General features: G+C 70.3%; 20 protein-coding genes and 1 pseudogene. 8 read left to right on the forward strand and 13 right to left on the reverse strand.

Features of this window, described 5'->3' with window-relative positions; genetic code table 11:
• Nucleotides 1-3 precede the first annotated feature (3 nt).
• The 5 genes and pseudogenes from ACWD3H_RS25320 to ACWD3H_RS25340 form a co-directional block, all read left to right on the forward strand.
• A complete protein-coding gene (locus ACWD3H_RS25320) occupies nt 4-1,119 on the forward strand; it encodes an RNA-guided endonuclease InsQ/TnpB family protein (protein WP_451956731.1) in 1,116 nt (371 codons plus the stop codon).
• A gap of 77 nt (nt 1,120-1,196) precedes the next feature.
• Nucleotides 1,197-1,328: a hypothetical protein gene (locus ACWD3H_RS25325; RefSeq protein ID WP_451956732.1), complete on the forward strand. Its 132-nt coding sequence runs from the start codon at nt 1,197-1,199 to the stop codon at nt 1,326-1,328.
• 52 nt (nt 1,329-1,380) lie between these two features.
• Entirely contained in the window at nt 1,381-1,719 is a 339-nt protein-coding gene (locus ACWD3H_RS25330) for a hypothetical protein (RefSeq protein ID WP_451956733.1), read from the forward strand.
• Between the two features lie 258 nt (nt 1,720-1,977).
• Complete coding sequence (locus tag ACWD3H_RS25335) at nt 1,978-2,490, forward strand: hypothetical protein (protein ID WP_355559465.1); 513 nt, start codon at nt 1,978-1,980, stop codon at nt 2,488-2,490.
• A 303-nt stretch (nt 2,491-2,793) separates the two neighbouring features.
• A pseudogene (locus ACWD3H_RS25340) lies at nt 2,794-3,768 on the forward strand (RNA polymerase sigma factor); the annotation flags it as partial.
• Between the two features lie 14 nt (nt 3,769-3,782).
• Here ACWD3H_RS25340 and ACWD3H_RS25345 read toward each other — a convergent pair.
• The 3 genes from ACWD3H_RS25345 to ACWD3H_RS25355 form a co-directional block, all read right to left on the reverse strand.
• Nucleotides 3,783-4,613, reverse strand: a complete 831-nt coding sequence (locus tag ACWD3H_RS25345) for an NAD(P)H-binding protein (RefSeq protein WP_451956734.1) — start codon at nt 4,611-4,613, stop codon at nt 3,783-3,785.
• A gap of 292 nt (nt 4,614-4,905) precedes the next feature.
• Nucleotides 4,906-5,880 (reverse strand): ABC transporter substrate-binding protein, encoded by a 975-nt coding sequence (locus tag ACWD3H_RS25350; RefSeq protein ID WP_451956735.1) that lies wholly within the window; start codon nt 5,878-5,880, stop codon nt 4,906-4,908.
• Nucleotides 5,881-5,892: 12 nt separating this feature from the next.
• Nucleotides 5,893-6,924 carry a LacI family DNA-binding transcriptional regulator gene (locus tag ACWD3H_RS25355; protein WP_451956736.1) on the reverse strand — a complete coding sequence of 344 codons (1,032 nt, stop codon included), beginning with the start codon at nt 6,922-6,924 and terminating at the stop codon, nt 5,893-5,895.
• A gap of 317 nt (nt 6,925-7,241) precedes the next feature.
• Here ACWD3H_RS25355 and ACWD3H_RS25360 point away from each other — a divergent pair, with 317 nt between their 5' ends.
• Nucleotides 7,242-7,457 (forward strand): hypothetical protein, encoded by a 216-nt coding sequence (locus ACWD3H_RS25360; protein ID WP_451956737.1) that lies wholly within the window; start codon nt 7,242-7,244, stop codon nt 7,455-7,457.
• A gap of 20 nt (nt 7,458-7,477) precedes the next feature.
• On the opposite strand, the gene ACWD3H_RS25365 is transcribed toward ACWD3H_RS25360, so the two are convergent.
• Nucleotides 7,478-8,650 (reverse strand): UDP-N-acetylglucosamine--N-acetylmuramyl-(pentapeptide) pyrophosphoryl-undecaprenol N-acetylglucosamine transferase, encoded by a 1,173-nt coding sequence (locus ACWD3H_RS25365; RefSeq protein ID WP_451956738.1) that lies wholly within the window; start codon nt 8,648-8,650, stop codon nt 7,478-7,480.
• Nucleotides 8,651-9,007: 357 nt separating this feature from the next.
• On the opposite strand from ACWD3H_RS25365, the gene ACWD3H_RS25370 reads away from it, so the two are divergent.
• A complete protein-coding gene (locus ACWD3H_RS25370) occupies nt 9,008-10,219 on the forward strand; it encodes a leucine-rich repeat domain-containing protein (RefSeq protein WP_451956739.1) in 1,212 nt (403 codons plus the stop codon).
• Between the two features lie 47 nt (nt 10,220-10,266).
• On the opposite strand, the gene ACWD3H_RS25375 is transcribed toward ACWD3H_RS25370, so the two are convergent.
• From ACWD3H_RS25375 to ACWD3H_RS25405, 7 genes are all read right to left on the reverse strand, one after another.
• Nucleotides 10,267-11,550, reverse strand: a complete 1,284-nt coding sequence (locus ACWD3H_RS25375; protein WP_451956740.1) for a hypothetical protein — start codon at nt 11,548-11,550, stop codon at nt 10,267-10,269.
• Between the two features lie 98 nt (nt 11,551-11,648).
• Nucleotides 11,649-15,737, reverse strand: a complete 4,089-nt coding sequence (locus ACWD3H_RS25380) for a galactose-binding domain-containing protein (RefSeq protein ID WP_451956741.1) — start codon at nt 15,735-15,737, stop codon at nt 11,649-11,651.
• A 47-nt stretch (nt 15,738-15,784) separates the two neighbouring features.
• Nucleotides 15,785-17,191 (reverse strand): glycoside hydrolase family 43 protein, encoded by a 1,407-nt coding sequence (locus ACWD3H_RS25385; protein WP_350923760.1) that lies wholly within the window; start codon nt 17,189-17,191, stop codon nt 15,785-15,787.
• Nucleotides 17,192-17,724: 533 nt separating this feature from the next.
• The gene (locus tag ACWD3H_RS25390) at nt 17,725-17,922 is read right to left on the reverse strand and encodes a hypothetical protein (RefSeq protein ID WP_451956742.1); all 198 of its coding nucleotides are present in this window, start codon (nt 17,920-17,922) and stop codon (nt 17,725-17,727) included.
• Between the two features lie 30 nt (nt 17,923-17,952).
• Nucleotides 17,953-21,411, reverse strand: a complete 3,459-nt coding sequence (locus tag ACWD3H_RS25395) for a WD40 repeat domain-containing serine/threonine protein kinase (RefSeq protein WP_451956743.1) — start codon at nt 21,409-21,411, stop codon at nt 17,953-17,955.
• A gap of 45 nt (nt 21,412-21,456) precedes the next feature.
• Nucleotides 21,457-21,909: a DUF2071 domain-containing protein gene (locus tag ACWD3H_RS25400; protein WP_451956744.1), complete on the reverse strand. Its 453-nt coding sequence runs from the start codon at nt 21,907-21,909 to the stop codon at nt 21,457-21,459.
• A 55-nt stretch (nt 21,910-21,964) separates the two neighbouring features.
• On the reverse strand, nt 21,965-23,518 hold the full coding sequence (locus ACWD3H_RS25405) for an FAD-dependent monooxygenase (protein WP_451956745.1): 1,554 nt from the start codon (nt 23,516-23,518) through the stop codon (nt 21,965-21,967).
• A gap of 318 nt (nt 23,519-23,836) precedes the next feature.
• Here ACWD3H_RS25405 and ACWD3H_RS25410 point away from each other — a divergent pair, with 318 nt between their 5' ends.
• Nucleotides 23,837-24,208 carry a VOC family protein gene (locus ACWD3H_RS25410; protein WP_451956746.1) on the forward strand — a complete coding sequence of 124 codons (372 nt, stop codon included), beginning with the start codon at nt 23,837-23,839 and terminating at the stop codon, nt 24,206-24,208.
• Between the two features lie 210 nt (nt 24,209-24,418).
• Here the strand turns inward: ACWD3H_RS25410 and ACWD3H_RS25415 are convergent, their stop codons facing one another.
• Both ACWD3H_RS25415 and ACWD3H_RS25420 read right to left on the reverse strand, forming a co-directional pair.
• Nucleotides 24,419-25,063, reverse strand: coding sequence for a LysE family translocator (locus ACWD3H_RS25415; protein WP_451956747.1), 645 nt, complete (start codon nt 25,061-25,063; stop codon nt 24,419-24,421).
• A gap of 178 nt (nt 25,064-25,241) precedes the next feature.
• Nucleotides 25,242-25,622 (reverse strand): hypothetical protein, encoded by a 381-nt coding sequence (locus ACWD3H_RS25420; RefSeq protein ID WP_350923749.1) that lies wholly within the window; start codon nt 25,620-25,622, stop codon nt 25,242-25,244.
• Between the last annotated feature and the right edge of the window lie 271 nt (nt 25,623-25,893).

Genomic DNA, 25,893 nt, shown 5'->3' on the forward strand with positions numbered 1-25,893 from the left:
ACGTTGAAGGACTGCGACGCGGCGATCCGGCAGGCTCGCCGCGAGATCGACTGGATGGGACAACTGCCCGCCCAGGCCGCGCAGGCGGTGCTGAAAACGTATCGGCAGGCGTGGGCGAATTTCCTCAACCCCGACCATCTCGCCACACGGCCCACGTTCAAGGGCCGCCTGCGGACCCGGTTGGCCGTGGACGTCCCCCAGGCCCGCGATTTGCAGATCAAGCGGGTCAACCGGCGCTGGGGCGCGGTCAATCTGCCCAAGGTCGGGCGGGTGCGGTTTCGGTGGACCAAGGACCTGCCCGGCCTCACCAGGGGCGGACCTGCCGGGCGGATCACCGGAGCCCGCCTGGTCAAGGATGCCCACGGCTGGCAGATCGTGTTCCGCACCCAAACCCTCATCGCGCCGAGGTCAGCCGTGCACCCAGGCCACACGGTAGGGATCGACCGGGGAATCACCGTCGCCTTGGCCCTGTCGGACGGCACCATGCGCGAACACCGCCCCTGGCTCACCGGCGGCGAGCGCGAGCACCTGCGCCGGTTGGAGAAGACGTCGGCCCGCCGACGGGCGTTCCGGCCGAAGAAGACCCGCCCCTCGGGGCGGGAGCGGCGTACCTACGACCAGATCGCCCGGCTGCGCGCGAAAGCCAAGCGCCGAGCCGTCGACTGGCAGCACCGAACCACCACCGAACTCGCCGGCACCTTCGCTGTGATCAAGGTGGAGAACCTGTCCATCGCGAACATGGTCCGCTCGGCCAAGGGCACGATCGAAGCCCCGGGCAGGAACGTCGCCCAGAAGGCGGGGCTGAACCGGTCGATCAGCGGCGAGGCGTGGGGCCGGACCGTCACCCTGCTCGAATACAAGAGCGCCGGCCGGGGCGGACAGGTCGTCAAGGTTCCCGCCGCGGGCACCTCGCAGACGTGCCACCGGTGCGGCCACCGCGAGGCCACTAATCGCGACGGAACAAAGTTCGCGTGCCGCAACCCTGATTGCGGGTGGGTCGGCCACGCCGACACCAACGCCGCGATCAATATCAAGAACGCCGTCGGAACGCCGGTGTCAGGACGTGGAGACCTCGGGGTTACCCGGTCTGCGAAGCGTCAACCCCCGCGCGCCGCTTGACCGCGACGCGACGGGAGAGCCTCCGGCCCCCAGGCCGGGGAGGAGTCCAACTTGCCACGGCCCCCTTGGAAGACCGGGTGGTCGTGCGGCCACTGCCCGCGGACGTGGAGCGCGAGCGGTTCAGGGAGGCGATGGAGCCGCTGCGGAAGATGCCCGCCCTCTGCACCGCGCAGGTTCCGCACAGCGGGGTGGACGGCGACAGGCCGTAGATCGTCGGCGAGTACGTCGACGGCCCCAGCCTCGCCCCGGTCATCGGCGAGCGTGGCCCGCTGCGCGGTGGGGACGTTCCCGACCGCTGCGGTCGCCCCGGGCGGGGCACGCGCCGCCGCCAACCCGGACGACAAGTTCCTGGCCGGGGAATTCGATCTGGTCCGGGTCGTGGATCCGGCGGGAGGCCAGGACAACCAGGTCAGGACCATCGACACGTCACTGAAGACCCTCCCCCACCGGGGCGGGAACAGGACGAGGATCCTGCTGACGATCTACGAGGGCCTGGGGAGGAACAGCGGTCCAGGGATCGTGGACGTGGCCCCGCCACGGAGCTGGAGAAGGTCACACGCCCAGGTGACCGGCCGCGGGGTGCGCGTCACGGCCCGGTGACCTGGCCGTCCTCTCTCCCATCGGCCGCCCCGAGTACGGGATCGGCGCAGGAGGCGCCTGGCAGCCCGCGAAAAACGACACCCGTCTGGAACGATCCAGGATTTCACCTCCCCGCGATCACCGCCAGGGCATGCGGTACGGGCACCTCAAGCGCTCTCTTGCTCGCTAAAGGTTCCGATACCTTCGCAAAACAGCCGAAAAGCCGCGGCAGACACAAATGACTTTGACCTGCCACCGAGGATTGGTCATATTTGCGCAATGGTCAATCTACGCCCCCTCGCGGGAGCGATCCTCACGTCCGCTTTGCTGATCGGCTACACCGCCGCCACCCCTGCGGCCGCCTCGACCGCGGAGACCGTCACGGTCTCCGTCACGGAGGCTGCGGCACGGCCGAGTAACGGAAAGATCCTCTACTCCCGCTACAGCCGTGGGGAGGGCACCCTGAAGGTCAAGAACGGCAACCGGACGGACGCCGTCATCACCCTGGTCCGCGGCAGGTCCAAGGCGCTCAGCGTCTACGTCCGCGCGCGGTCCACCGCCACCGTCAGAGTGGTCAGGGACGGCACCTACACCATCTTCTACACCTCCGGCTACAGGTTCAGCACCTCCACCGGCAGGTTCACCCGCAACCCCTCCTACCAGCGCTTCGACGACCGGCTGAGGTTCGTCACGACCTCCACCAGCTCGACCATCTGGACCCTCACCCTCACCCCCACCAGGGGAGGCAACGCCCGTACCCGCGGCGTCTCTCCGGGCGACTTCCCAGCCTGATCCCCCGAGGTCCCGCCCGCCCGACCGCCATCGCGACGCCCGCAGCGTCACCGAAGGGCGACCGGGCCGCCTTCCCGCCGAGCGGGCGGCCCGGCCGCCCGCTCGGCGGCAGAACCCGACGACCGCACCCCATGAGAGTCCCGGCGGCGGAGGCTCTCCACTCCCAGCGAAGGACACGACGGCGAGCCAGGCGCCGCAGCACACCTTCGCGGGACGTACCTTGAACTGCACGGGTTGTTGTATCTGACCAGACCCAGGGAAGGTGTGAACGCCATGGAAGCCGCCACCGTGGAAGGCACCGTTGAGGAAGACGAACTCGTCCTGACCGACGACGACGAGATGCCCGCCGCCCTGGAGGCGAGTGTCGGAGCGAGCACCGACCCGGTCAAGGACTATCTCAAGCAGATCGGCAGGATCCCCCTGCTCAACGCCGAGCAGGAGGTCGAGCTCGCCAGACGCATCGAGGCCGGCCTGTTCGCCACCGAGCGGCTCAACGACAGCGATCTGCTCCAGCCCGACGTGCGCGCGGAGCTCGAATGGCTCGCCGAGGACGGCCACCGGGCCAAGAACCATCTGCTGGAGGCGAACCTGCGCCTGGTGGTGTCGCTGGCCAAGCGCCACACCGGCCGGGGCATGCTGTTCCTGGACCTGATCCAGGAGGGCAATCTGGGCTTGATCCGCGCCGTGGAGAAGTTCGACTACACCAAGGGGTTCAAGTTCTCCACGTACGCCACCTGGTGGATCAAGCAGGCGATCACCCGGGCGCTCGCCGACCAGGCCCGCACCATCCGCATCCCCGTGCACATGGTCGAAGTGATCAACAAACTGGCACGCGTGCACCGGCAGATGACGACGGACCTGGGCCGCGAGCCCACCCCCGAGGAACTGGCCGTGGAGCTGGAGATGACCCCGGAGCGGGTCGTCGAGGTCCAGGGCTACGGCCGAGAGCCGATCTCCCTGCACAGCCCGCTGGGCACCGAGGGCGACAGCGAGTTCGGCGACCTCATCGAGGACTCCGAGGCGATCACCCCCGAGGACGCGGTGGCCTCCGCGCTGCTCCAGGAGCAGTTGCACACGATCCTGGAGGCGCTGTCGGAGCGTGAGGCCGGGGTGGTGGCGATGCGGTTCGGGCTTGGCGACGGGCGACCGAAGACCCTGGAGGAGATCGGCCGCGCCTACGGGGTGACCCGCGAGCGCATCCGGCAGATCGAGTCCAAGACCATGACGAAGCTGCGCCACCCCTCGCGCTCACGGGCCCTGCGCGACTATCTGACCTGACCGGCCACCGGAGCTCAGCCGCCCATGCGCGCGGCGAGGGCGGCGGCCGTCTCCTCCAGGCCGGCGGCCGGCCGGCCGAGCAGGCGCGCGAGGTCGGGGCCGGTCGCCGCCAGGGCACCCGCGCGCACCGCGGGGAACAGACTGCCCAGCCAGCCGGCCTCCGCGTCGGTGATCTCCCGGTAGCCGACGGGGCTGCCCAGGACGCGTGTGAGGGCCACGGCAAGCTCCGGATAGGTCCAGAGCGGGCCGTGCAGCTCGTAGGTCGCGTTCTCGTGCCCGGCGCCGGTCAGGGCGGCACTCGCCGCCAGCGCCAGGTCGCGGAGCCGCGCGGTGTTGAGCGGCCGGCCGCCGGTGGAGGAGGTGATCTCGCCGGTCTGCCTCGCCTGGGCCAGTGCGGTCCCCAGGAACGCCTCGGAGTAGAGCGCGTTGCGCAACACGGTGTAGGCCGTCCCCGACTCGCGAAGCGCCCTTTCCGTGGCCGTGTGGTCGGCGGCCGGGCCCTGGCCGTTCTCCGCGCCGGCGGCACTGGTGTAGACGATCCGGCGCACCCCCGCCCGGACGGCGCGGTCGATGACCGTGCGGTGCTGCCGCACGCGGACCCCGGGCGTCATGTCCGGGCCGGACACCAGGAGCAGGACCTCGATCCCCTGGAGAGCGGCGTCCAGACAGGCGGCGTCGTCGTGGTCTCCCCGACGCACCTCGACACCGCGTCCCGGCAGGTCGGCCGCCTTCTCCGGGGTGCGGGCGAGGGCGACGAGGTCGCCGGGAGGGACTTTGGCGAGCAGGTCCTCAACGACGAGGCGTCCTAGATTTCCCGTTACACCGGTCACAGCGATCCTGGTCAACTACGGCTCTTCTTTTCCGGCCCCCCGCGGGCGGCCTGTTCGGTGACAGCATGGGGATGCCGAGGGAGCGTACCGGCGACGGGTCTTCGCCCGCCTCCGATTTAACTCCCGTCACGCTCCGGGCCGTCACCGCCGCCCGGGCGGGGGCCGGGCCGCCCACCGGGCTCTCCAGGCACGCGACGGTGTCGCGCGCCGTCGTCTCCCAGGCGATCGGACCGCCGGCGTCCGGATCCCCGGTGTCGGCGGTCCCCGGCCACCGGCGAGGCCCCGGGGGACCTCGCCGCCGGCACGGCTAGTACTTCCGATCGGGCAGGGCCGCCTTGGCCTGCTCGGGGGTGAAGGTGGTCTCCTCGGTGAGGACCCGCTGCGGGATCTGCTCGCCCTTGACCGCCTTCTTGACCAGGTCCATCAGTTGCGGGCCGAGGAGCGGGCTGCACTCCGCGATGAAGTTGATCTTCCCGTCGGCCAGGGCCTGCATGCCGTCCTTGACCGCGTCGATGGTAATGATCTTAATGTCGGCGCCCGGCTTGAGCCCCGCGCCCTCGATCGCCTCGATCGCCCCCAGACCCATGTCGTCGTTGTGCGCGAACAGGACGTCGATGTCCTTGTGCGCCTTGAGGAAGGCCTCCATGACCTCCTTGCCCTTGGCGCGGGTGAAGTCACCGGTCTGCGAGGCGATGATCTTGAACTTGGGGTCGGCCGCGATGGCGTCCCCGAAGCCCTTCTTCCTGTCGTTGGCGGGCGCGGAGCCCGTGGTGCCCTGAAGCTCGACGATGTTGACCGGGCCCGGCTCGCCCTCGTACTCCTTGACCAGCCACTCGCCGGACTTCTGGCCCTCGATGACGAAGTCGGAGCCGATGAAGGTCCGGTAGAGCGAGGTGTCGGCGGAGTCGACGGCCCTGTCGGTCAGGATGACCGGGATGCCGGCGTCCTTGACCTCCTTCAGCACGGTGTCCCAGCCCGACTCGACCACCGGCGAGAAGGCGATCGCGTCGACCTTCTGCTGGATGAACGAGCGGATGGCCTTGATCTGGTTCTCCTGCTTCTGCTGGGCGTCGGAGAACTTCAGGTCGATGCCGGCCTCCTTGGCCGCCTCCTGGACGGACTTGGTGTTCGCGGTCCGCCAGCCGCTCTCCGCGCCGACCTGCGAGAAGCCGAGCGTGATCTGGTCGGATCCGACACCGGCCTCGGTGTCACCTCCGCCGCAGGCGGTGAGCACGAGGGTCAGAAGCCCGGCGGCCAGCGCCGCGGGCACTTTCTTGAACATGGTTTCTCTCTTTCAGTGGGGGGCGGGACCGCTGCTCTCCCTGACCACCAGTTCGGGTTCCACGATGCGCGGGCCTTCTTGCTCGGTGCCCTGGATACGGTCGAGCAGCAGCCGGAAAGCGTGCCGGCCGACCTCGCCGAAGTTCTGCCTGACCGTCGTCAGCGGCGGCCAGAAGTAGGCGGCCTCGGGCACGTCGTCGAAGCCCACCACGCTCACGTCCTCGGGGACGCGCCGGCCGGCCTCGCGCAGGGCCCGCAGCACCCCCAGGGTCATCTGGTCGTTGGCCACGAAGACCGCCGTGACCGACGGATCGCCGGCCAGCCGCTTGCCGAGCCGGTAGCCGGAGTAGGCGCTCCAGTCACCGGCCGCCGCCTCGGGCACCGGCCGCCCCTCGGTCTCCAGAACGGACCGCCACCCCTCGACCCGTCCCCTGGCGTCGATCCAGTTGGGAGGGCCGGACAGGTGCCAGACCGTCTCGTGGCCGAGGCTCAGCAGATGTCGCGTCGCCCGTACGGCGCCACCGCGCTGGTCGACCATGACGACGGGGACCGGGATGTCCTCCCCGGCGTCCACCGCGACCACCGGGAGACCGGGGGAGAGGTGGCGCAGGCCGTCGGCGGCCGACTCGTGGGGGGCGACGATGACGATGCCGTCGACCGACTGCGCGCGCAGCCGCTCGACCCCCTCACCGATCGACCTGCGGTTCAGCGCGCCGAGGCTGGCGATGTTGACCACGTAGTCGTTCTGCCTGGCCGCCTGCTCGATCGCGTAGAGCGTGGAGGCGGGCCCGTACAGGGTGGTGTCGAAGCTGACCACGCCGAGCACACCCGAGCGGCCCGTGACGAGCTGGCGCGCGGCCGGGTTGGGCCGGTAGCCGAGCTTGTTCACCGCCGCCATGACGCGCGCCCGGGTCTCGGGGCGCACCCTGTCGGGCGCGTTCAGCGCTCGCGACACGGTCATGGCGGAGACCCCGGCGAGCTCGGCGACGTCGTCGAGCACCGCCGGTCTGGTCCGCGCCCTGCCGTCGTCGGAGCTCGGTGTCATGGGTTCCTCGCCATGTTTCGCTGGGGTTACCAGAGTGTTTGCGATAACACAGAACCTGTCAATACCGAGGAAGACACCTTTTCTCCACTCTGCCCGGCGAGCTGGATTTCCCTTCCCAGCCGGAGTTTCTTCCCGAATCGTGACACCGGATACTCTTGACGCCCTAGCTGATAGCGCTAACAATCAGAGCCCGATAACCGCCCCTTCCGCCCCGCACACAAGGGCGCCGGACAGGACCTGAGAGAGGTGGACATCGTGGAAGAGCGCCAGGCGTCCTGGAGTACGAGTGGCACCAGGACGGCGAGCCCGCGGGGCGGGTGCGCTGGGAGCTGGCGCACGACCCCGGCCGGGGCACCAGGGTCGTGCTGACGCAGACGGTTCCCGCGCGGCTGGCCGGCCTGCGCACGACGGCGCTCGCCGCCTGGCAGACGCACCTGGAGTTGCTCTTCGCGGCCGTCCAGGGCGAGCCCCGGTGCCGGCCCGAGGGCCGTGTCGAGGAACTGCGGAAGCTGTACGAGGAGCGTCTGGGCTGACGGCGGACGGGCCCACCGGTTCAGCCGGCCTTGCCGTCCACCCTCGCCTCCTCCAGGAGCACCAGGGCCAGCGCGTCGGCGGCGTCGACACGGCCGAGGGAGCCCGCGGCGCCGGCCATGGCGGCACGGGCGCCCGGATCCCGCAGGAGCGCGTCCAGCTCGGCCAGGAGCGCCTCGGCGGTGGGACCGTTCTCCAGCAGCGCCCGGGCGGCACCCGCCTCGGCGAGGTAGCGGGCGTTCTGACGCTGCTCGTCGGCGGCGGAGGGCACCAGGGGGATGAGGACGGACGCCTTGCCCACGGCGGTCAGCTCGGCGACGGTGCCCGCGCCACTGCGGGAGACCACGACATCGGCCGCGGCGAACACGTCGGCCAGCTCCGCACCGACGTACGGCACGGGATGGTAACGATCACGCAGCCGCTCGGGGAGCCCCGCGGCGGTACGGGTGAGCTGGCCGATCCAGTCGGGGCCGCACTGGTGGAGCACCTGCGCCCTGGCGAGCAGTTCGGGCAGGATCGTCTCGACCATGGTGTTGATCTGACGGCTGCCCTGCGCGCCGCCGGTCACGTAGACCACCGGTAGGTCGGGTGAGAGCCCGAAGTGGCGCCGTCCGGCGTCGACGTTGCCGCGCAGCAGATGGGGACGGACCGGGTTGCCGGTGACCACGGCCCGGTCGCGCACCCCGGCGGGCAGGTGCTCGATCGAGGAGGGGTGGGTCAGCGCGATCCGCCGGGCGAAGCGCGACAGGATGCGGTTGGCCAGACCCAGCGAGGTGATCTGCTCGTGCATGACCAGCGGGCGGCCCAGCACCCGGGAGGCGACGCCCAGCGGCACGCAGACGTACCCGCCGGTCGACAGCACCACGTCGGGGCGGTAGCGGGCGGCGATGCCGAAGGCCTGGAGCACGCCGACGGGGATCCGGAACATGTCCACGAGGTTGGTGACCAGCTCACGCGGGTTGGGCGAGCGCCTGAGCTTCCCGGCCTTGATGGCCCGGAACGGGATGCCGTGCTCCGCCGCGATGCGGGCCTCCAGGCCGGTCGCCGTACCGACCCAGAGCACGTCCAGGCTGAGCCCCCGCGCGCCGGCATGGTCGCGCAGGGCCGCGACTGTGGTCAGCGCGGGGTAGGTGTGGCCACCGGTTCCACCTCCGGTGACGAGCAACCGCAGGGTCCGGTGATTGCCGGCGTCCATGTCTGTCCATCCTTCCGATATCACGACGGTCCATGTTCGCGGTGTGCCGGACTGCTCCTGAGCCCCGGGCACGCCACCCGGGCCTCCGACGAAGATCCACTGACGAGCGACCGCAGGGTCCGGTGAATGCCGGCCTCCATATGTCGGTTCATCCTTCCGATGTCACAATGGTTCGTGTTCGCGGGGCGCACCGGAGTTCTCCGGGGCCCCGGGCACGGTACCCGAGGTCTCAGCGAAGATCCACATTGCCCTTCGTCGCCGGGCGGTCGCGCCCGGTGGTTTCTCCGACACGCCCGGCATCCGGGAGCGTCACTCGAACGGCGCACGGCATTCGTTGCGGTGAGTACCGTATGTGACATGGATTTGACGGAAGAGCATTTCGCCGGGGCGTCGGAGCGTCTTGGTGACGCGCTGACGGTGCTCCGGCAGCGAGCCGGGGCCGGCGCGGAGGCGCTGGACTATTTCGGTGACATCGCCGAAGAGCTGCATCCGATCGGATCCTGGCTACGGCGACCGGCTCAGGCCGGGGAGTGGCCGCACCACATCATGCCTCCCGTCTACGGCCTGCTGTTCGCCCAGGCGTGGTCGCTGGCCTTTCCCGGCGAGGCACCTTCGGTCTTCCCCCACGGCGCGGAGCGGACCGAGTCCGGATGGACCGTGCAGCGGGCCACCATCTGGTTCGGCGACACCTACGTTCCCGGGTGGCTGGATGTGAAGGCGCCGCTGATCGTGATCGGTTCGCTGGTGGTGGAAGGGCTTCTCGACGACGGCGACGTCTCGGAGAGCTATCTCGCGGTGACCGGTGACCTGCGGGCCCGCGCGATCCACAGCGCGGCGGACCACCTGGTGCTCGGCACCGTCGCCGCGGGAGTGATCTTCTGTTCCGGCAACGACGGCTCCCTCGTCGCGGGCGGGGACATCATGGCGGACCTGTTCGTACCCGCCGATCACGCGTACGAGCACTACGGCCTGCTGCGGGCCGGTGTCGTCGGCGTCGGCGACCGCGCCGACATCGTGGCCGAGCGGCTGGCTCCGTGGCTGCCCTCGGGCTACGTCCGCCTCGGCGGGCTGGGCGAGCCGGTGGACCGCTGGCGCGTCCTGCAGGAGGCCGCCGCCGGGCGGTCACCGGTGCTCGCCCAGCCCCGGCCGGTGATGCTCCCGCCGCCGGCGCTCCTGCTCTCGGCCCTCGCCGCACCGGCCGGGGTGACGGAGCTCGACCTGTCCGGCAGCCGCCTGCACCGCGTCCCCGAGGACATCTCGGCCCTCACCTCGCTGACCCGGCTGGACCTGGAGCACACACCGCTGACCGGCCTGGACGGCATCGAGGGTCTGCGCACGCTGGAGCACCTGTCGATCAGGAACACGCCCGTGCGGTCGCTGGCCCCGCTCCAGGCGCTGAAGGATCTCCATCACCTCGACGTCTCCTACTGCGAGGACGTCCAGGACTGGGCCGTGCTCCTCGACCTGCCCTCGCTCGACACGCTCGTCGCGCACGGCTGCGCCCTTCCGGCGCACGTACGCGCGCAGCTCGTCGCCAGGCTCGGCGACCGGATCATCGGGCAGGGCTAGGCGAGGAGGACGGCCGGGCCCCGGCAGGGGCACCGGCCGGAGAGCTCTCACAGGCCGTAACGGCTCTTGAGATGGCGCCACCAGTCGCGGAACATCCACTTGTCGAACTCGGTGATCTGACTGGCGCTTCCCGCCTTCATGAGGAAGCCTCCGACGCCGGTGGGCGTCCAGTCGTAGAAGTCGTCGAGACCGAAGCTGTGTCCCATCTCATGGAGCAGTATGTGTATGTTGTCGGCGTTGAGGTTGTTCACGTAGTACTCGCTGCCGATGCGCTGGCCCCAGTCGCCGCCCGCGCCGCCGCTCATACCCGCGGTGAGCCACAGGGACATGTCGTAGTGGCGCGCGAGGCCGCCGGGGCAGTTGGGATACTGGCCGTTCTGGTTGAAGAACCGGCCGCAGGGCTGGGCGCACTGGGGGGCGTTCTCACGGATGTCGTTGACGTACACGTCCACGGAGCTGTCGCTCCACTGCAGGGTGGCGCGGTCGCGCACGGCCCAGCCGACCACCTTGACCGGGACGTTCGCGTACGGCCAGCCGTTGTGGCCGGCCATCACGTCCATCCACTTCTTGAACTGCCGGGCGAGCGAGGCGTGGATCTGGTCGCGCAGGGTGGCCGAGACCGGTGCCGAGGAGTCCCACCGCACGCAGTAGTTGATGCTCCCGCCGTTGGCCATGACCTGGTCCCAGCCGTAGTTGCGGAAGGCGGAGGGCCCGGGGTTGTAGGTGCTCTCGACGTGCTGCCAGACCTGGTTGAGCGGGGTGACGAGGTTGGCCGGCGGGCTCCAGCCGGTGCCGCCGCCTCCCTCGCCAGGTGACTCGGTGGCGTAGACCTTCACCTCCAGCAGGCCGACCGAGCCCGCGCCGCTCTGCAGCAGCACGCGCAGCCTGGTCGTGGTGACGCCGGTGAAGGTGACCCTGTTGTAGGCGTTGACCGCCGTCGGGTAGCCACTCGCGCCGGTGACGTCGGCGTAGGCGCTCCCGTTCCAGTACTGCAGCCTCCACGACGCGGGCACGCGCACCCCGCCGTTGTCGTCAAAGAAGTACACCTGTGCCGAGCGCAGTGCCTGCGGCTGCGCCCAGGTCAGCTCGGCCCACTGCGCACCGGTCTGCGGCCAGGTGCCCCAGCGGGGGTTGACCGTGTCGTTGGACTGCGCGGGGTCGATGTCGTCCTTGATCGCCGCGACGCTCTCCCAGGGAGAGGTGTAGGAGGCGGTCGCGGTCGCGTTGACCGCCAGGTTGCCGTCTCCGGGCGCGGCCGCCGCCGCGTCGGCCGGAGACATCAGTAAGCCGAGTATCAGGGCGGGAACGGCCGCCATCCACCAACGTCTCATGCGCGAACCTCCGTAAGGGGTCAGGTCTCGAACGGTGGGCGTGCTTGCGGGGCCTTCCTCCCGGGCCTGGGCCCGGGAGGAAGGTGGGACACCGGTGCCTAGCCGGATGAGGCGGCGCCTCCCACGGTGACGGTCGCCTGAGCGGTGAGCGAGGTGCCCGGCACGGTGCCGGTGACGGTGAAGGTCCCGGCCGAGGCGTACTGGGAGGCGGGGATCGACGCCCAGTTCACCGTCGTGGTGACGTTGTCCTTCGAACCGTCGTTGAAGGTGGCGGTGACCGTCGGGGGCAGGGACGGGGCCACCCCCACCGGGGTGAAGACGGCCTCCGGCTCGATGAAGGTGATGCTGACCGCGCCGGTCGTCCGCACCCACACCGTGGCCGAGGCGGTCGCGGTCACCCCCTCGACGATCCCCGCCACGGTGAAGCCGGCGCCGCCGTTCGCCACCTGGGCGGGGGTGATCTGCGCCCAGGTGACCGGGGAGTTCACCCGGGAGCCGTTGGCGTAGACCTTCGTGACCGTGGCGGGCAGCGTGGGAATCTGCCCCGCCGGCGTCGCCTGGTGGACCGGGCGGATCGACTGCGGGACCTCCGCGTAGGCCCGCCACTCCAGGAGGCCGACGGATCCGGCACCGCTGGTCAGCGACACCCGTAGCCGGGTCGTGGTCACCGAAGTGAAGTCGACCTTGTTGAAGGCGTTCAGTGCCCTGTTGTACGCGCCCGCGCCGGGCACGTCGGCGTAGGCGCTCCCGTTCCAGTACTGCAGCTTCCAGGACGCGGGCACGCGCACCCCGCCGTTGTCGTCGAAGAAGTACAGTTCGGCGGAGTTGAGCCGCTGCGGCCCGCTCCAGGTCAGCTCGGCCCACTGGGTGCCGGTCTCGGGCCAGGTTCCCCAGCGCGGGTTGGCGGAGTCGTTGGAACTCGCCGGGGTGAACCCGTCGTTGATCGCGTTCACCGACTCCCAGGGGGAGGTGTAGGACGCCGACGCGGTGGCCGAGCCCGCCACGTTGGCCGCGCCGCCCCCACCGCCGGAGCCCTGGGTGACGGTGACCGTCACATCCGAGGTGGCCGAGGAGGCGCCGTCACTCGCGGTGAGCCGCACCGTGTAGGTGCCCGCGACGGTGAACGAGGCCAGCGTGACGGCCGCGGTCGGCGCGGTGAAGACGGCCGTCCCCGGGCCGCCGACCAGCGACCAGGCGGTGCTCAGGGTGCCGTTCGGCAGCGCGTCGTCCTTGACGGTGCCGAGCAGCCGCACCTGTGAGGGCTGGTTGTAGGCGGGATCCTTTCTGGCGAGGACGTACGGGGCCTGGTTGGTCGCGGCGGGCGGGCTGCCCGCGGAGTTGTAGATCTTGACCTCGGTGAGGCCCGTCCTGAGGCCCGCCCTGTGGGTCATCAGCACCCGGACCCGCTGGGCGCCGATCGCGGGGAAGCGGACCCGGTTGTAGTTGGACACCGGCGCCGCCGGGCTCTTGGCCTGGTTGGGGACGGTGACCCAGGTGCTGCCGTCGTGATACTGGATCTGGTACATCGCGGGTTCGGCGTAGCCTCCCGCCGCGCGGTCGTTGCGGAAGTGCAGCCGCACGTCGTTGAAGGTCTGCGACGAGCCGAGGTTGATCTCGTACCAGTCCTGGGCGTTGGCCGAGCCCTTGGCACCCCAGATCGGGTCGTTGATGGTGTAGCCGTCCACCGCCGCGGCCGTGGTGGTTCCGGACGCGGTGTAGGAGGCCGTGGCGGCCCGGCCCTGGGCGAGGTTGGCCGGGGCGGCGCCGGTGGTGAGGTTGACCCCGGCCTTGGCGAACATGTCGACCACCCGGGCGTCGGTCTGCACCACCTGGGTGGGCGCCTGCATGCCGGGCATCGCGACGTTGTAGCCGACGGTGCCGGCGGTGCCGGGGAAGGTCACCGCGCCGGTGGCTGGGTCGTAGACGAGCCGGGTGAGGCGGTCGACGGTGAGGGCACGGGTGCCGTTGACGTACACCGAGTAGCCCTGCGGGACACCGGCGTAGCGGACGACGCCGTCGGCGGGGTCGTCCCAGACGACGGTCAGGTCGCTGTTGCGGTAGCGCAGGTTGTTGACCGTGAAGTGCGACCAGCCGATGTCGATCGGCGACAGTTCGACCTTGCCGTCGTCGCGTGGGCGCAGCCCCGCCACGTCCTCGACGACCGTCCAGTTGCTGCTGCCCAGGATCGTGTGGTGGATCCAGGAGCGGTAGTCGATGGTCTTCGTCCCGGGGTTCCAGTTGGCCCAGAACTCGTTGGAGTCGGGCCAGGCGGTGTTGCCGCCGACGTACTGCGCCCAGGCGTTCCAGTACAGCAGCTTCTTGTAGTGGTCGGCTGTGATGTAGGAGGTCGGGTAGTTGCGCAGTGCCGAGGAGAGCAGCCGGAACTGCACGGTCGAGTTGATCTGCGAGAAGTTGTTGGAACCCGGGTTGCCCGCGGCCGCCGCGGCGGCCTTGTCCTTCTGGTTGGCGGTGTAGAACGGGAAGATCGGATACTCGGTCTCGTCGTCGAACAGCCGCAGCGCCTCGCGGTAGGTCGCGGTGTTGGGCATCAGGCCCACCGAGTACGGATAGAAGTTGTTGATCTCCTTCCAGGGCACCAGCGCGTTGGTCGACACGTGCCGGTGCTGCAGAACCTTCGCCGTGGGGTTCCAGAGCACGTTGACGACCGCGTTCTTGACGTTGGTGGCGATGGTGCGCATCTCGTTGGCCTTGGCGGTGTCGCCGACCGCGTCGTAGGCGGAGGCCGAGGCCATGGCGTTGCTGTAGACGTAGGCCGACTCGGTGCGGTCCAGGCGCCCGGCACGCCAGTGGAAGGAGACGGCGTCGGCGTCGTTGCCGGTCAGCGCTCCCCAGTCGTACTCGATGAGGTTGTTGTGGTCCTGGTCGTAGAAGGCGAGCTGGCCCTTGACGTCCTGCTCGGCGTAGCGGGCGAGGTTGGCCGCGATGCCGGGCTGGCCGCCGTGGATCTGGTAGCTGCGCCAGGCCGCCTCGGAGATGTACTGGGTGTAGCTGTTGGACCAGTTCTCCGGATCACCCGGGTTGTCCATGTAGCGGCCGTTCTTCGACACCTCCCCCGCCGACACCCACGGCCCGTAGGAGTACATCGGGTTGCGCAGGTACTTGAGCTCGTCGACGAACATCGGCACGGTCAGCGCGATGGCGTTGTTGTACCCCAGTGCCCCCTCGACCGAGGTCGGCCACTGGTAGTCCTGGCCGGGGATGTCGGCGTCCAGGTGGTTGAAGCGCATCAGCCACCAGCGGTAGTAGACGCTCTTCTTGATGGCGGGCTCGGGCACGTCGATGTAGGGGACGTTCTGCGCCCACCACTGGTTGTAGGCCCGCACGTGCGTCGCGAACGCGGCGGCGGGGGTGGCCGAGCGGTACGACTGGTACTCGGTGAGCGAGGCCGGGAGCTCGTCGGTCACGAAGCCCATCGCCACCTTGGTCGTCACGGTCGCCCCGGCGGCGACGGTGACCGAGCGGGTCAGGTCGGTGCCGCTGACGGCGAAGCCGTCCCCGGAGAGCCTGGGGAAGATCGTGGTGAGCTTGTTCTTGGCGTCCACGATGCCGGTGAGCTCGGTGCCCGCCGGGGTCTTGGCGTACGGCGAGGTCGCCCTCAGCGTGAGCGTCTGGGACCCCGAACCGTTGTTGGTGATCGACAGGTTGGTGACGGCGACGTTGTTGTGGGTGATGAACTTGGTGACGTTCACCACCAGGGAGCCGCTGGTGTGCACGCTCTTCCAGTGGCTGGGCGCCTGCCAGCGCTGGGCGGGCTGCTCGGTGAACGTGCCGGGTGAGATCGCCACCGAGTAGGCGTTCTCATTGGAGATGCTCTCCCAGTAGGCCACCTGGCCACCGAAGCCGATGACGGACGGGGTGTGGTTCTTCATGAAGACCGCGCGGCCCCGGCTCATCAGCCAGGTGCCCGCGGGGTCGTTGCCGGAGCGCGACAGCAGCCGGTCCATCCAGAAGTCGGTGCCCGGACTCTCGGCGTCGTAGATGCTCTGCATCATGTTGCCGGGCGTGTACGAGACGGGCGGGGCCGGGATCGCGGGCCCGCTGAAGGTGGGCAGTCCGATGCTCTGCACCGCCGAGGCGGAGGTGCCGAGCGTGAGCGAGGTCGCGGTGAGAAGCAGGGTGACGGCGGCGGCGGTCAGCGACCGCCGGGCGCGGGAGAGGACGGGCATCGCTTCACATCTCTCGGAGGGGGGTTGACGCGGGGGCCTGCGTGCTCCTAGAGAGCCATCCATTCCAGGACACCGGTCGAGTAGCCGGTCCTGGAGGTGATGCTCAGTCTCAGCCGGGTGGTCGAGACCGGGGTGAACGTGGTGACGTTGTAGGTGTTCGCCGCGACGCCGCAGGCCGACTGGCCGGGCACGTCGACGTAGGCGCTGCCGTTCCAGTACTGCACCTTGCAGGAGGCGGGCAGGTCGATGCCCTGGTCGTCGTCGAACCAGTAGGTCGCCACCTTGCCGACGCTCTTCGCGGTGGGCCAGCGGTACTCGATCCACTCGGTGCCCTGGTGGTTCCAGTTGCCGTACGCGCCGTGGCTGCGGTCGGCGGAGCTGGCCGGGACGTGGCCGTCGTTGATCGCTCCGAGGGTCTCCCACGGAGAGACGTACGAGGTGGAGGCGGTGGCGGTGAGGGCGTGGTTGGTACCGGAGGGCGGCTGGCCGCCTCCCCCTCCGCCGGAGGTCTGCACGACCTTCTGCATGGTGCCGTCGGCGTTCCAGTAGAGCTTGTCCAGGGTGACCGAACGGCGGAAGTTGCCCCCGCCCGGCGCCGCGGCGTTGTGGTAGACCATGTACCACTGGCCCTTGAACTCGATGATGGCCGGGTGGTTGGTGGTCGAGCTGACCTGGTCGAGCACCACGCCCCGGTGGGTCCACGGGCCCATCGGGTTGCCGGCCGTGGCGTAGCGGATGCAGGCGTAGCCGGGCTGGGAGCAGCCGGAGTCGTTGGCGGCGTAGGCGAGATAGTAGGTGCCGTTCCGCTTGAACATCCAGGGGGCCTCCCAGAAGTTGCTCACCCCCGCCGGGGTGATCACCGGGCCGTCCAGATTGATCATGTCGGGCTTGAGCTTGGCCGCGCGCAGGCCGTAGTAGGAGCCCCAGTAGATGTACGCCTGGCCGTCGTCGTCGGTGAAGACCGTCGGGTCGATGTTGAGCGGCGAGGAGTTCGGGGTGCCGTCGCTGATCAGCGGCCCGCCCTTGGCGTCGGTGAACGGGCCGAGCGGGCTGTCGCCGACCGCGACGCCGATGTCCATCCAGCCCGCGCCGTTGCCGTTGACCGGGACGTACCAGTAGTACTTGCCGCCGCGGGGCTCGACCTCCCCCGCCCACGCGTCGGCACCGGCCCAGGGGAAGTTCGACAGCGAGAGCCTCGCCCCCTGGTCCGTCCAGGTCGTGGCGTCGGTGGAGGAGAACACGTGCCAGTCACGCATGACGAAGTTGGTGCCGCCCGGGGCCGCTTCGTCGTGGCCGGTGTACAGGTACATGGTGTCGCCGACGACCAGCGCGGCGGGGTCGGCGGTGTAGATGGACGTCGTGATCGGGCTCGCGGCGGGTGCGGGTCCGGCCGAGGCGAGGACGAGGGTGAAGGCGAAGATCATGGCGAGGGCCGTTGTCCATCGTCTTCTCATGACACTGCTCCTGGGGGGTGATCATGGCGCTTGCCAATGTCCGGCAACTACTTGTGTTAACGCTAACAATTCCGATCGCGGGAACTCGCCGCCCGGAACGAGGAACCCTGAGCTTTGTTTCGCCGAGGTTTCCTGAGTGTTTGCGATAACAGAATCGCTGTCAAGACCCAATCTCCAGGGCTGTCAGAAACACTTTGGCCTGGCGCTTTGCCGCTCCACTTAACGCCTGCGGCCGAAAAAGGTTGGAAAAAAAATGATAGGGCTAACATTTGCGATGCCTGAGCCTCGAACAGCGAGAGAGGGGATTTACCGGGGACCGACCGTGGACATTCGGCGGCCCCTCGATCACCCCGGAGACGTGACCGCCTCCTGACGGTGAACGCGCCCCTTTCCGCGGCACGCCTTTCCACCGGCGACCGGTCAGGAGGCTCCCGGCGCGAGCGTTTCCGGGAGAGAACCGGCGGGGTCGGCCAGAGACCACAGCTCCCCGCGCTGGAGCGGCTGCGCGGCGAACCGCGCGGAGGGGGCGTCGGTCAGCGTGAGGGTGGCCCGCAGGACCGTGCGGTCACCGCTCCGGACTCGTCGTGGGTGATCTCCTCGGCGAACTCACCGAACGTCCTGCCTTCGCGCGACGCGGCGGCCGTGGTGAGGCCCGCGGCGAAAGCCTTCCTGACGGCGGCGCCGGAGTCGGTTTTCCCCGCTTCGTCGTCAGCCGCGGAGAGCGGATCCACACGTCCCGGGTCGTTGGCGTACCGGTGGCGTCAGTGGCACACCTTTCGGTACGGCAGGTCCGGAATGTGCTCTCGCCACTCGGCCTCCGTCAGCGCCCGGCCCGCCCGCACGCACACGGCCGCGACGGCCCGCTCAGGCGCGGTCGGGTAGGAGATCAGCTCCCGGTGCCACCCAGCGGCCCTGAGGGTGCCGTCCGCGTCGAATGCCAGGGAGGCGAGGAGGTCGGTGGGCCCGGCCAGCGGCGGTCCGATCGGCCGGCTGGTCACGGGGTCCCAGAGGCGGATCTCGCCCGGAGTGCCCGACGCGAGCAGCGTCCCGTCGGAGGAGAAGGCGACCGCGTTGATCGCGTCCTTGCCATGCTGGACGAGGCTGAGGCGCTTGCCGGTCCTGGCGTCCGACACCGCGACGCGACCTTCCTCCACTCCGACGGCCACGAACCGCCCGTCCGGGCTCACCGCCGCGGCGGAAAACGAGATCGTGCCGGGACTCTCCCAAGGGCTCGGCTCTCCCGACGGTTGATCCGTCATCTTGCCATCGGTGGAGAGCACCCGGCCGTACGGCAGGAGGGCCAGCGCCCCGCCGTGGGGGAGGCGGAGGCCTCCGGCCGTCTTCCGCGTCCGCAGATCCCACGATCTGCTGACCTCGATGCCGTCCTCGCTGACGGAGGAGACGACCAGCGTCCTGCCGTCGGGGCTGAACGCGCGGGCGAGCTGGGCTACCTTGCCCGGATCGTCGAGGTCGGGGAGACGGCTCAGGGTGGCCACGTCCCACAAGGTGCTGCGGGCGGGACCCGGCCGCGGGCTGACGGCGAGGGTCCGGCTGTCCGGACTGAAGATCACGTGAGCGTAGTCGGCGGGCTCCTCCGCCGCCTTCAGCTCGCCCAGCAGGCGGCCTCGCGCCACGTCCCAGAGCTCGACGGTCGTGGCGGGGCGGCCGGCGAGGGCGAGCACCCGGCCGTCAGGGCTGAGAGTGGCGTCCGCCTGCTGGGAAACCCCCAGCGTCGGGGGGCGGAGGTAGGCGGAGACGTCGAGGGAGACGATCGAGAACGGAGGCTCGAAGGTGCTGTAGCGGAGGGTCCCGCCGTCCGCGTCGAATCTCACGAGAGCGGCCGCCCCGCTGTCCAGCGGGTATTCGGCGATCCTGGCCCGGTCGGCCACTCGCCACAGGGTGATGTGACCGGGGTCGACGACGGCGAGGTGACGGCCGTCCGGGGTGTAGGCAAGCAGGTCGTCGCCGAAGGCGTTCCGCCAGAGGGCACCCGGCGCCTCCAGCGGCTCGTCAGCGGGCTTTCCCGACACCACATCCCAGAGCAGGACGTCGTGGTGACGCGCGATCGCCAGAGTTCGGCCATCGGGCGAGAACTTGATGGCGTGAATCGCCACTCCCTTGGGCAGCGTGGGAACGGGAAGCCGTCTGGCGCTGGAAAGGTCCCAGATCTCGGCCGCCCCCTCCTGGTGGAACAGCGCCGCGTAACGGTCTCCTGGGCTTACCGCCACGCTGTCGAACGAGCCGCGGTCCAGCAGCGGTTTGCCGTCGCCCACCCGCCACAGCTGGGTCCGCTCCCGGTCAGTCCTCGCCCAGAACACCCGGGTGCCGTCGCCGAACTCGGCATGCATGAGGTTCTCGTACCGTCCGCCGAGCGGTTTCCCCGAGCGCGCGTCCACCAGCCTGACGGTGTCGTCCCCCGCGAGCAGCAGGGTCAGCCCGTCGCGGCTCACCGAAGCCGTGTCCGAGTCTCCCGACGCCGAGTCGGAAAAAGCGCGGATCCGTTCGTGGGTGGCGACGTCCCAGACGCGCACGCCGTCCTCGTCCGCCGCGTACAACGTCCGCCCGTCACCGGCGAGCCAGCCGTACTCCGACGAGAAGACATCCAGCCGGGACTGGGCCAGCGACCCGTAGAGCGCGGTACGCGCCTCGTCGACCGGCGAGATCCGCCAAGCGGCGGCGCTCAGCAGCATCGCGGCCCGCGGATCGGTGGATCGCAGGGCCTCCGCACGCGCGGAGACCGAGCGTGCGGTCGCCTGGTCGAGATTGGCGGCGAGGGTCACACCCTGCCGTACGGCCACGGCCACCGCGCTCAGGGCGATCGCGAGCAGCAGCGCGAGACCGGCGGTCACCAGCCGGCGGACGCGGCCGCGCCGCCGGGTGAGATCCGTACCCGCGTCGAGGAACGAGCGCTCCAGCGCGTTCAGGGTCAGATGGCGCCGGCCGGTGGCCGCCCACCACAGGGCGGACTCCAGGGTCCGGCCCTGCGGGGGGTCGCCGTGGCCGTCGCGCCAGCGCCGGGCGGCGGTGGCGAGCTCGCGGTGCACCGCGAGCCCAGGACGCTCGGCCTCCACCCACTCCCGGAGCCGGGGCCAGGCCCGCAGCAGGGCCGTCCGGGAGATCGTGACCTCGTCCCCGCCGGAGGTGACCAGGCCGGCCGCGGCGAACGCCGCCAGCACCTCGTCCGCGCCCGCCGGGAGTTCCGCGCGCTCGACGCGCCGGACCGTGTCCTCGCTGTCGGCGTCGACGCCGACCATGCGCAGGAAGGCCTCGGCGACCAGTCCCCTCGACTCGGGCGTGAGCCGTGCGAAGACCTCCTCCGCCCGCGCGCCGAGCGACGGGTCGCCGGAGGGGGTACGGATCCCCGAGGCGGCCCTGGCCCCGGCCTTCAACGGGTCGGTCCCCCCTCCGAGCAGGCCCATCAGCAGTTCGCGGGCAGTGGGGCGGGAGGCGGGATCCTTGTCCAGCGCCGAGGCGACGAGGGCACGCAGCGGGTCGTCGAGGTCGCCCAGATCGGGGTCGAGCGACAGGACTCGGTACATGACGGCACCCAGGCTGTCGGCCCGGAAGGGGTCGCGGCCGGTGGCCGCGAACAGGATGATCGCTCCCCACGCGAACACGTCGGCCGGCATGCCGGCGCGCTGCCCGGTGAGGACCTCCGGCGCCATGTAGGTCGGCGTCCCGGCGACCAGGCCGGTGGAGGTCAGCGACATCTCCACGGTCCTGGCGATGCCGAAGTCGATCACCCGGGGTCCGTCGGGGCCGAGCAGGACGTTGTCGGGCTTGAGGTCGCGGTGGATGACCCCGGCCTCGTGGATCGAGGTGAGCGCGGTGGCGACGGCGACCGCGAGCCGGTGCAGGTCGGCACCGCCGAGCCGGCCGCGCTCGCGCAGGAACCCCCGCAGGCTGGGCCCCTCGATGTACTCGCTGACGATGTACGGCTTCGGCGCCGCGAGGTCGTGGCCGAGCACCCTGGCGATGCAGAACGAGGCGACCCGCTCCGCGGCGGTCACCTCCCGCGCGATGCCGTGGTTCAGCCCGGGATCGCCGTAGAGGACCTTGACCGCCACCCGCAGGCCGTCGTCGTCATAGGCCTCGTAGACGACGCCCTGCCCGCCCGAGCCCAGGCGCCCGGCCAGCCAGTAGGCCCCCAACCGGACCGGATCCCCCGGTAACAGCTCGCCACTGCCCGCCATGTCCCCCCCGTTCCGTTTGATTTTCATACGGTTAGTCGGAGCGTGGGCGGACTTTGTTCACGCCCGACGGCCTCACCCGGAGACGACCCGCGGTCGTCGCCCGTCGCCGCCTCGCACGCCCGGAACACACCCGGATCCGGGCCGGCGCCGGGTATCGATCGTGCGGCGTTCGCCGTCGCGCCGGCGGCCCGGCTCCGGCAGCACGGCGTGCCGGTCGGCCTCACCGCCGTCGACGACCTCGTCAACGCGCTGGCGGCCTCCCCTCCGGACTCGCTTCTGGCCGCAGCCGATGGCCACGGGTGGCAGGAAACGGAAGTGGAAGTCGCGGTCACGGAAGGCGACCGCGGAGACCAGCGCCCCGTTACCCCCGTCCTCGAAGGTGAACTCGGCGGGGGCGAAGCCCTCGGGCAGCAGGCGGGCGAGCGCGCCGGTGGGCACCCGGTAGCTGACGATCGCGAAGTCGTCCAGCTCCGTCCGCGCGTGGTGCCAGCGCGGCAACGGTCTCGGGGTCCCGTTGAAGGCCATGAGCGCACAGGATAGGGCAGGCGAGGGTCACGTGGACGGCGCGGAGCGAGAAGACCTATGCGGGGTCGCCGAACCAGGTGGCCAGCGCCTCCCGGAGGCCGAAGCTCACGGGGTCGCCCGTTTCCTCGTCAGGGGCCGTCCAGGCGACGTAGCCGTCCGGGCGGATCAGCAACCCGGCGGGGACCCGCCGCCTGGAGGTGGCGGTGACGACGTCCACCCGGTCCTTCCAGCCCGCCGCCGTCTCATCCAGCTCGTCGCCCCCGCCGAGATCGAGGAGGAGCGGCCGGGCGCCGTGCGTCAGGTCCGCGAGCCGCACGGTGCCCGCGTCCGTGACGAGGGAGAGATCCGGTGCCGGGCGGCCGAGGAGGGGGTGCGGAACCGGACGGGCACCCCCCATGTCATAGCGGATGTCCGAACCCGCCATGAGCTCGGCGATGTGCCGCCGGTTCTCCTGGTGTTCGAGCAGCTCGGCGAAGAGCGCGCGCAGCGCGGTGACCTCTTCGCCAGGGGCGAGCAGGGCGGCCTGCGCCCGGGTGTGCATGACGACCCGCCGGCCCACGGGGTGCCGTTCATCGTGGTAGGTGTCGAGCAGTCCCGGCGGCGCCCAGCCGTGAACCTCGGCGGCGAGCTTCCAGCCGAGGTTCACGACATCCTGCAGGCCGAGATTGAGCCCGGGGCCGCCGACCGCCGAGTGGACGTGCGCGGCGTCCCCGGCCACCAGCACGCGACCGGCGCGGTAGCGGTCGGCCAGGCGGGTGTTGCCGCCGGTGAGGCGGCGGAGCACATGGGGTCCTCGACCCGCGGGCGGGGTCATCGGCAGGTCGGCCCCGAGCACCCTGCGCACGCTGTCACGCAACTCCTCCAGGGGCATCGGCACCCGCTCGTCGATCTGCCCCCGCCCCCACTCCATGGTGGTCACGAGGTGCACGCCCGGCTCGAACGACGCGAGGGCGAACACGCCGTGTGCGGTTCGGTGGATCATGAACGGCCTCCAGCGTGCCCCGGCCAGCAGCAGCTCACCGGTCGCGGGGTCGAGCACCGAGGCGGGCAGGACGGCGTGGGCGCTGCGCGACACGACGTCCTCGGCGGTGACGCCGGGGAAGCCGATACCCGCCCGCTTCCGTACGACGCTGTGGGCTCCGTCGCAGCCGACCAGATAGCGGGTGCGCAGCTCGTGGTCTCCGTCGGGGGCGTGGACGGCGACCGTGACACCGTCCACGTCCTGCGCCAGGTCCACCAGTTCGTGGCCGCGCCGGATCTCCACCCCGAGCTCCAGCGCCCGCTCATGGAGCAGCTGTTCCAGGCGGCGTTGCGGGATCGGGAGGGTGTGCAGCGGGCCCGGGTCCAGCGTGCTCAGGTCCAGGGGCATGCCGCCGAACATGAAGAACGGCGCGGGAACCGGGGGGTGTGAGGCACCGGTGAACCGCCGGTACAGGCCCCGGCTGTCGAGAACCTGGACCACCTGCCCGACCAGGCCATTGGCCCTGGGCTCCTCGCCCGGCTCCGGCAGCCGCTCCAGCAGCACCGGGCGGACGCCTGCCAGGCTCAGCTCGCAGGCCAGCATCAGCCCGTTCGGGCCGCCGCCGGCGATCACGACGTCAACGGACATCACAAACCTCCTTGATCGGATGAGGGAGCGGGCGCGATGGCACACCACCCGCCGGGGCCGGCGGAACAGCCATGGCCCGTATGCGGCCACGCGTTGAAACCGTCTCGGTGCCCGCGTACCGCCCGCGAATGTCAATATAGGTTGACACCAGCCCTGCGTCAACTCTAGTTGACGAGAGGTCTGCGCCTTCCCTCGAACACCGGGGAGCACATCTGGAAGCACGGCCGCGACCGTGCCCGGTGGCCGTGTTCGCGTCAACGGCCGCGGCCGGGATCCTCCGGGTTCCCCCCTGCCGGGAATTGCTGCCAGGATCGGCACATGGCGAGGATCGGACAGGTGGTACTGGGCGTCACCGACATGCGACGTGCCGTCGACTTCTGGACGCGGGCGCTGGACTACGCGCCCCGCGAGGGCGAGACCGGGGACGACTGGACCGTGATCGACCCGGTGGATGGGAACGGCGTCCCGCTGGCACTCGACGTCAGCCGGACACCGGTGCGCCGGCACCCCCGGATGCACCTCGACCTGTTCGTCCCCGACGCCGCCGGGCAGGCGTCAGAGGTGGAGCGGCTGGTGTCACTGGGGGCCGAACGGGTCGCCTGGGACCTCTACCCGGACGACCCCGACTTCGTGGTCCTCGCCGACCCCGAGGGCAACGTCTTCTGCGTCATCGACCTCAGTCACGGCTGAGAACCGGAGCGCGGCCACCCTGCCGGGCCCGTCCCGCCCCGTATCCAGGCGGTTTCCCGCCAGGCACGCCATGCGGCCGACTACGACATGGGGCTCCTGCACGAGCGCGTGGCGGCCCGGGTGTCACGCGCCGGAGGGGTTACCCCGGGCCGGGTCTCAAGGCGTACCTGGACGACATCGCGACGGGCCGGCACCGGTGAGAACGGCTCCCTAGGCGGCCACGGCGGGCGAACGGTCGCCGGCGATGCGAATGGCGAGGCCCGCGAGCACGGTGCCCATCAGGTAGCGCTGCACGCGCATCCAGGTGGGCCGCCGGCCGAGGAAGGTCGCGACCGAGCCCGCGGTCAGCACGATCATCGCGTTGACCGACAGGGCGATGACGATCTGGGTGGCTCCCAGCAGGAGGCTCTGCGTGCCGACGTCACCCCGGGCCGGATCGACGAACTGGGGCAGCAGCGACACGTACAGGATGGCGATCTTGGGGTTGAGCAGGTTGGTGACCAGTCCCATGGAGAACAGCCGCCGCGGCGGGTCCGCGGGGAGGACGCCGGGGGCGAAGATCGGCTCACCGCCGGGCCTGACCGTCTTCCAGGCCAGCCAGAGCAGGTACCCGGCGCCCGCGAGCTTGACCGCGACGTAGACGGCGGGCACCATCGCGAAGATCGTGGCGATCCCGGCCACCGCCGCCAGCAGGTAGACCAGGAAGCCCGCCGCGACGCCCGCCAGCGAGATCAGCCCGGCCCAGCGTCCCTGCGTCACGGACCGCGACACCAGGTAGATCATGTTGGGGCCGGGAGTGAGCACCAGGCCGAGGGCGACCGCGGCGATACCCGCGAGGGCGCTGACAGAGATCATGGGCACATCATCGAGCATCCCTCCCGCCGGGAGAACGGCCAATTTTCAGAATTGGCCTGGTGACCATCGATCCCGGCCGCCGGCCGATCGGACCAGGGCCCGGGGACACCCTCGCCCCGGCGGTGAAGACCCTGGCCGGGTTCACCCGGTTAAGGACACCCGATATGGCAGATGAATTCTAGTATCGGTAGTGATAAATGGCGTTGACGGTGGCGTACGTGTTGAAGTCGGCATCGCCGTTGTAGTAGTTCCACCAGGCCTTTTCCAGGCGCGAGTCGACGACGGAACATCGGCTGGTACGAGACCCACCACGCTTGATGGATCCTATATAGACCTGCCCCTTTCCCACTACGCGCCCGTTGACCCGGAGGGTGCACTTGCCCCCCACCCAGTCGATGTGACGGCGGCTCTTGTTCGTGACGGTGACATGGATCACACAGGCGGTCTCACACCACCCGAAGCGCAGCTTGAGCCGGATTCCAGGGGCCTCTGCGGCTGCGGCCGAGGGAACCGCGACAAGCGCGGCGGCGCACAGGAGAGCACTTATCAGAGCGATCAAACGTCTCACGGCATGCCTTAATCCGGAAATCACCATATTTAACCGATAATTTCACATGACCTCATTTACCACAACGCTGTTCATCGGTGGCCCGCCAGGACCTCATCGAGGTTCTTCGCCCTGACAGCGCAGACCACGGACGCACCTCGGAAAAAGGCGGCACGCCATTTCAGGGCACTCGCCCTTCACCACGAAAAGGCCGTCTCCGGCACCCCGCGCCGGCGGGTGGCGAGACCTCGCATCAGAACTCCCCGAAGTCCCGGCACCGCCC

This window comes from Streptosporangium sp. NPDC002607 (genome assembly GCF_053592655.1).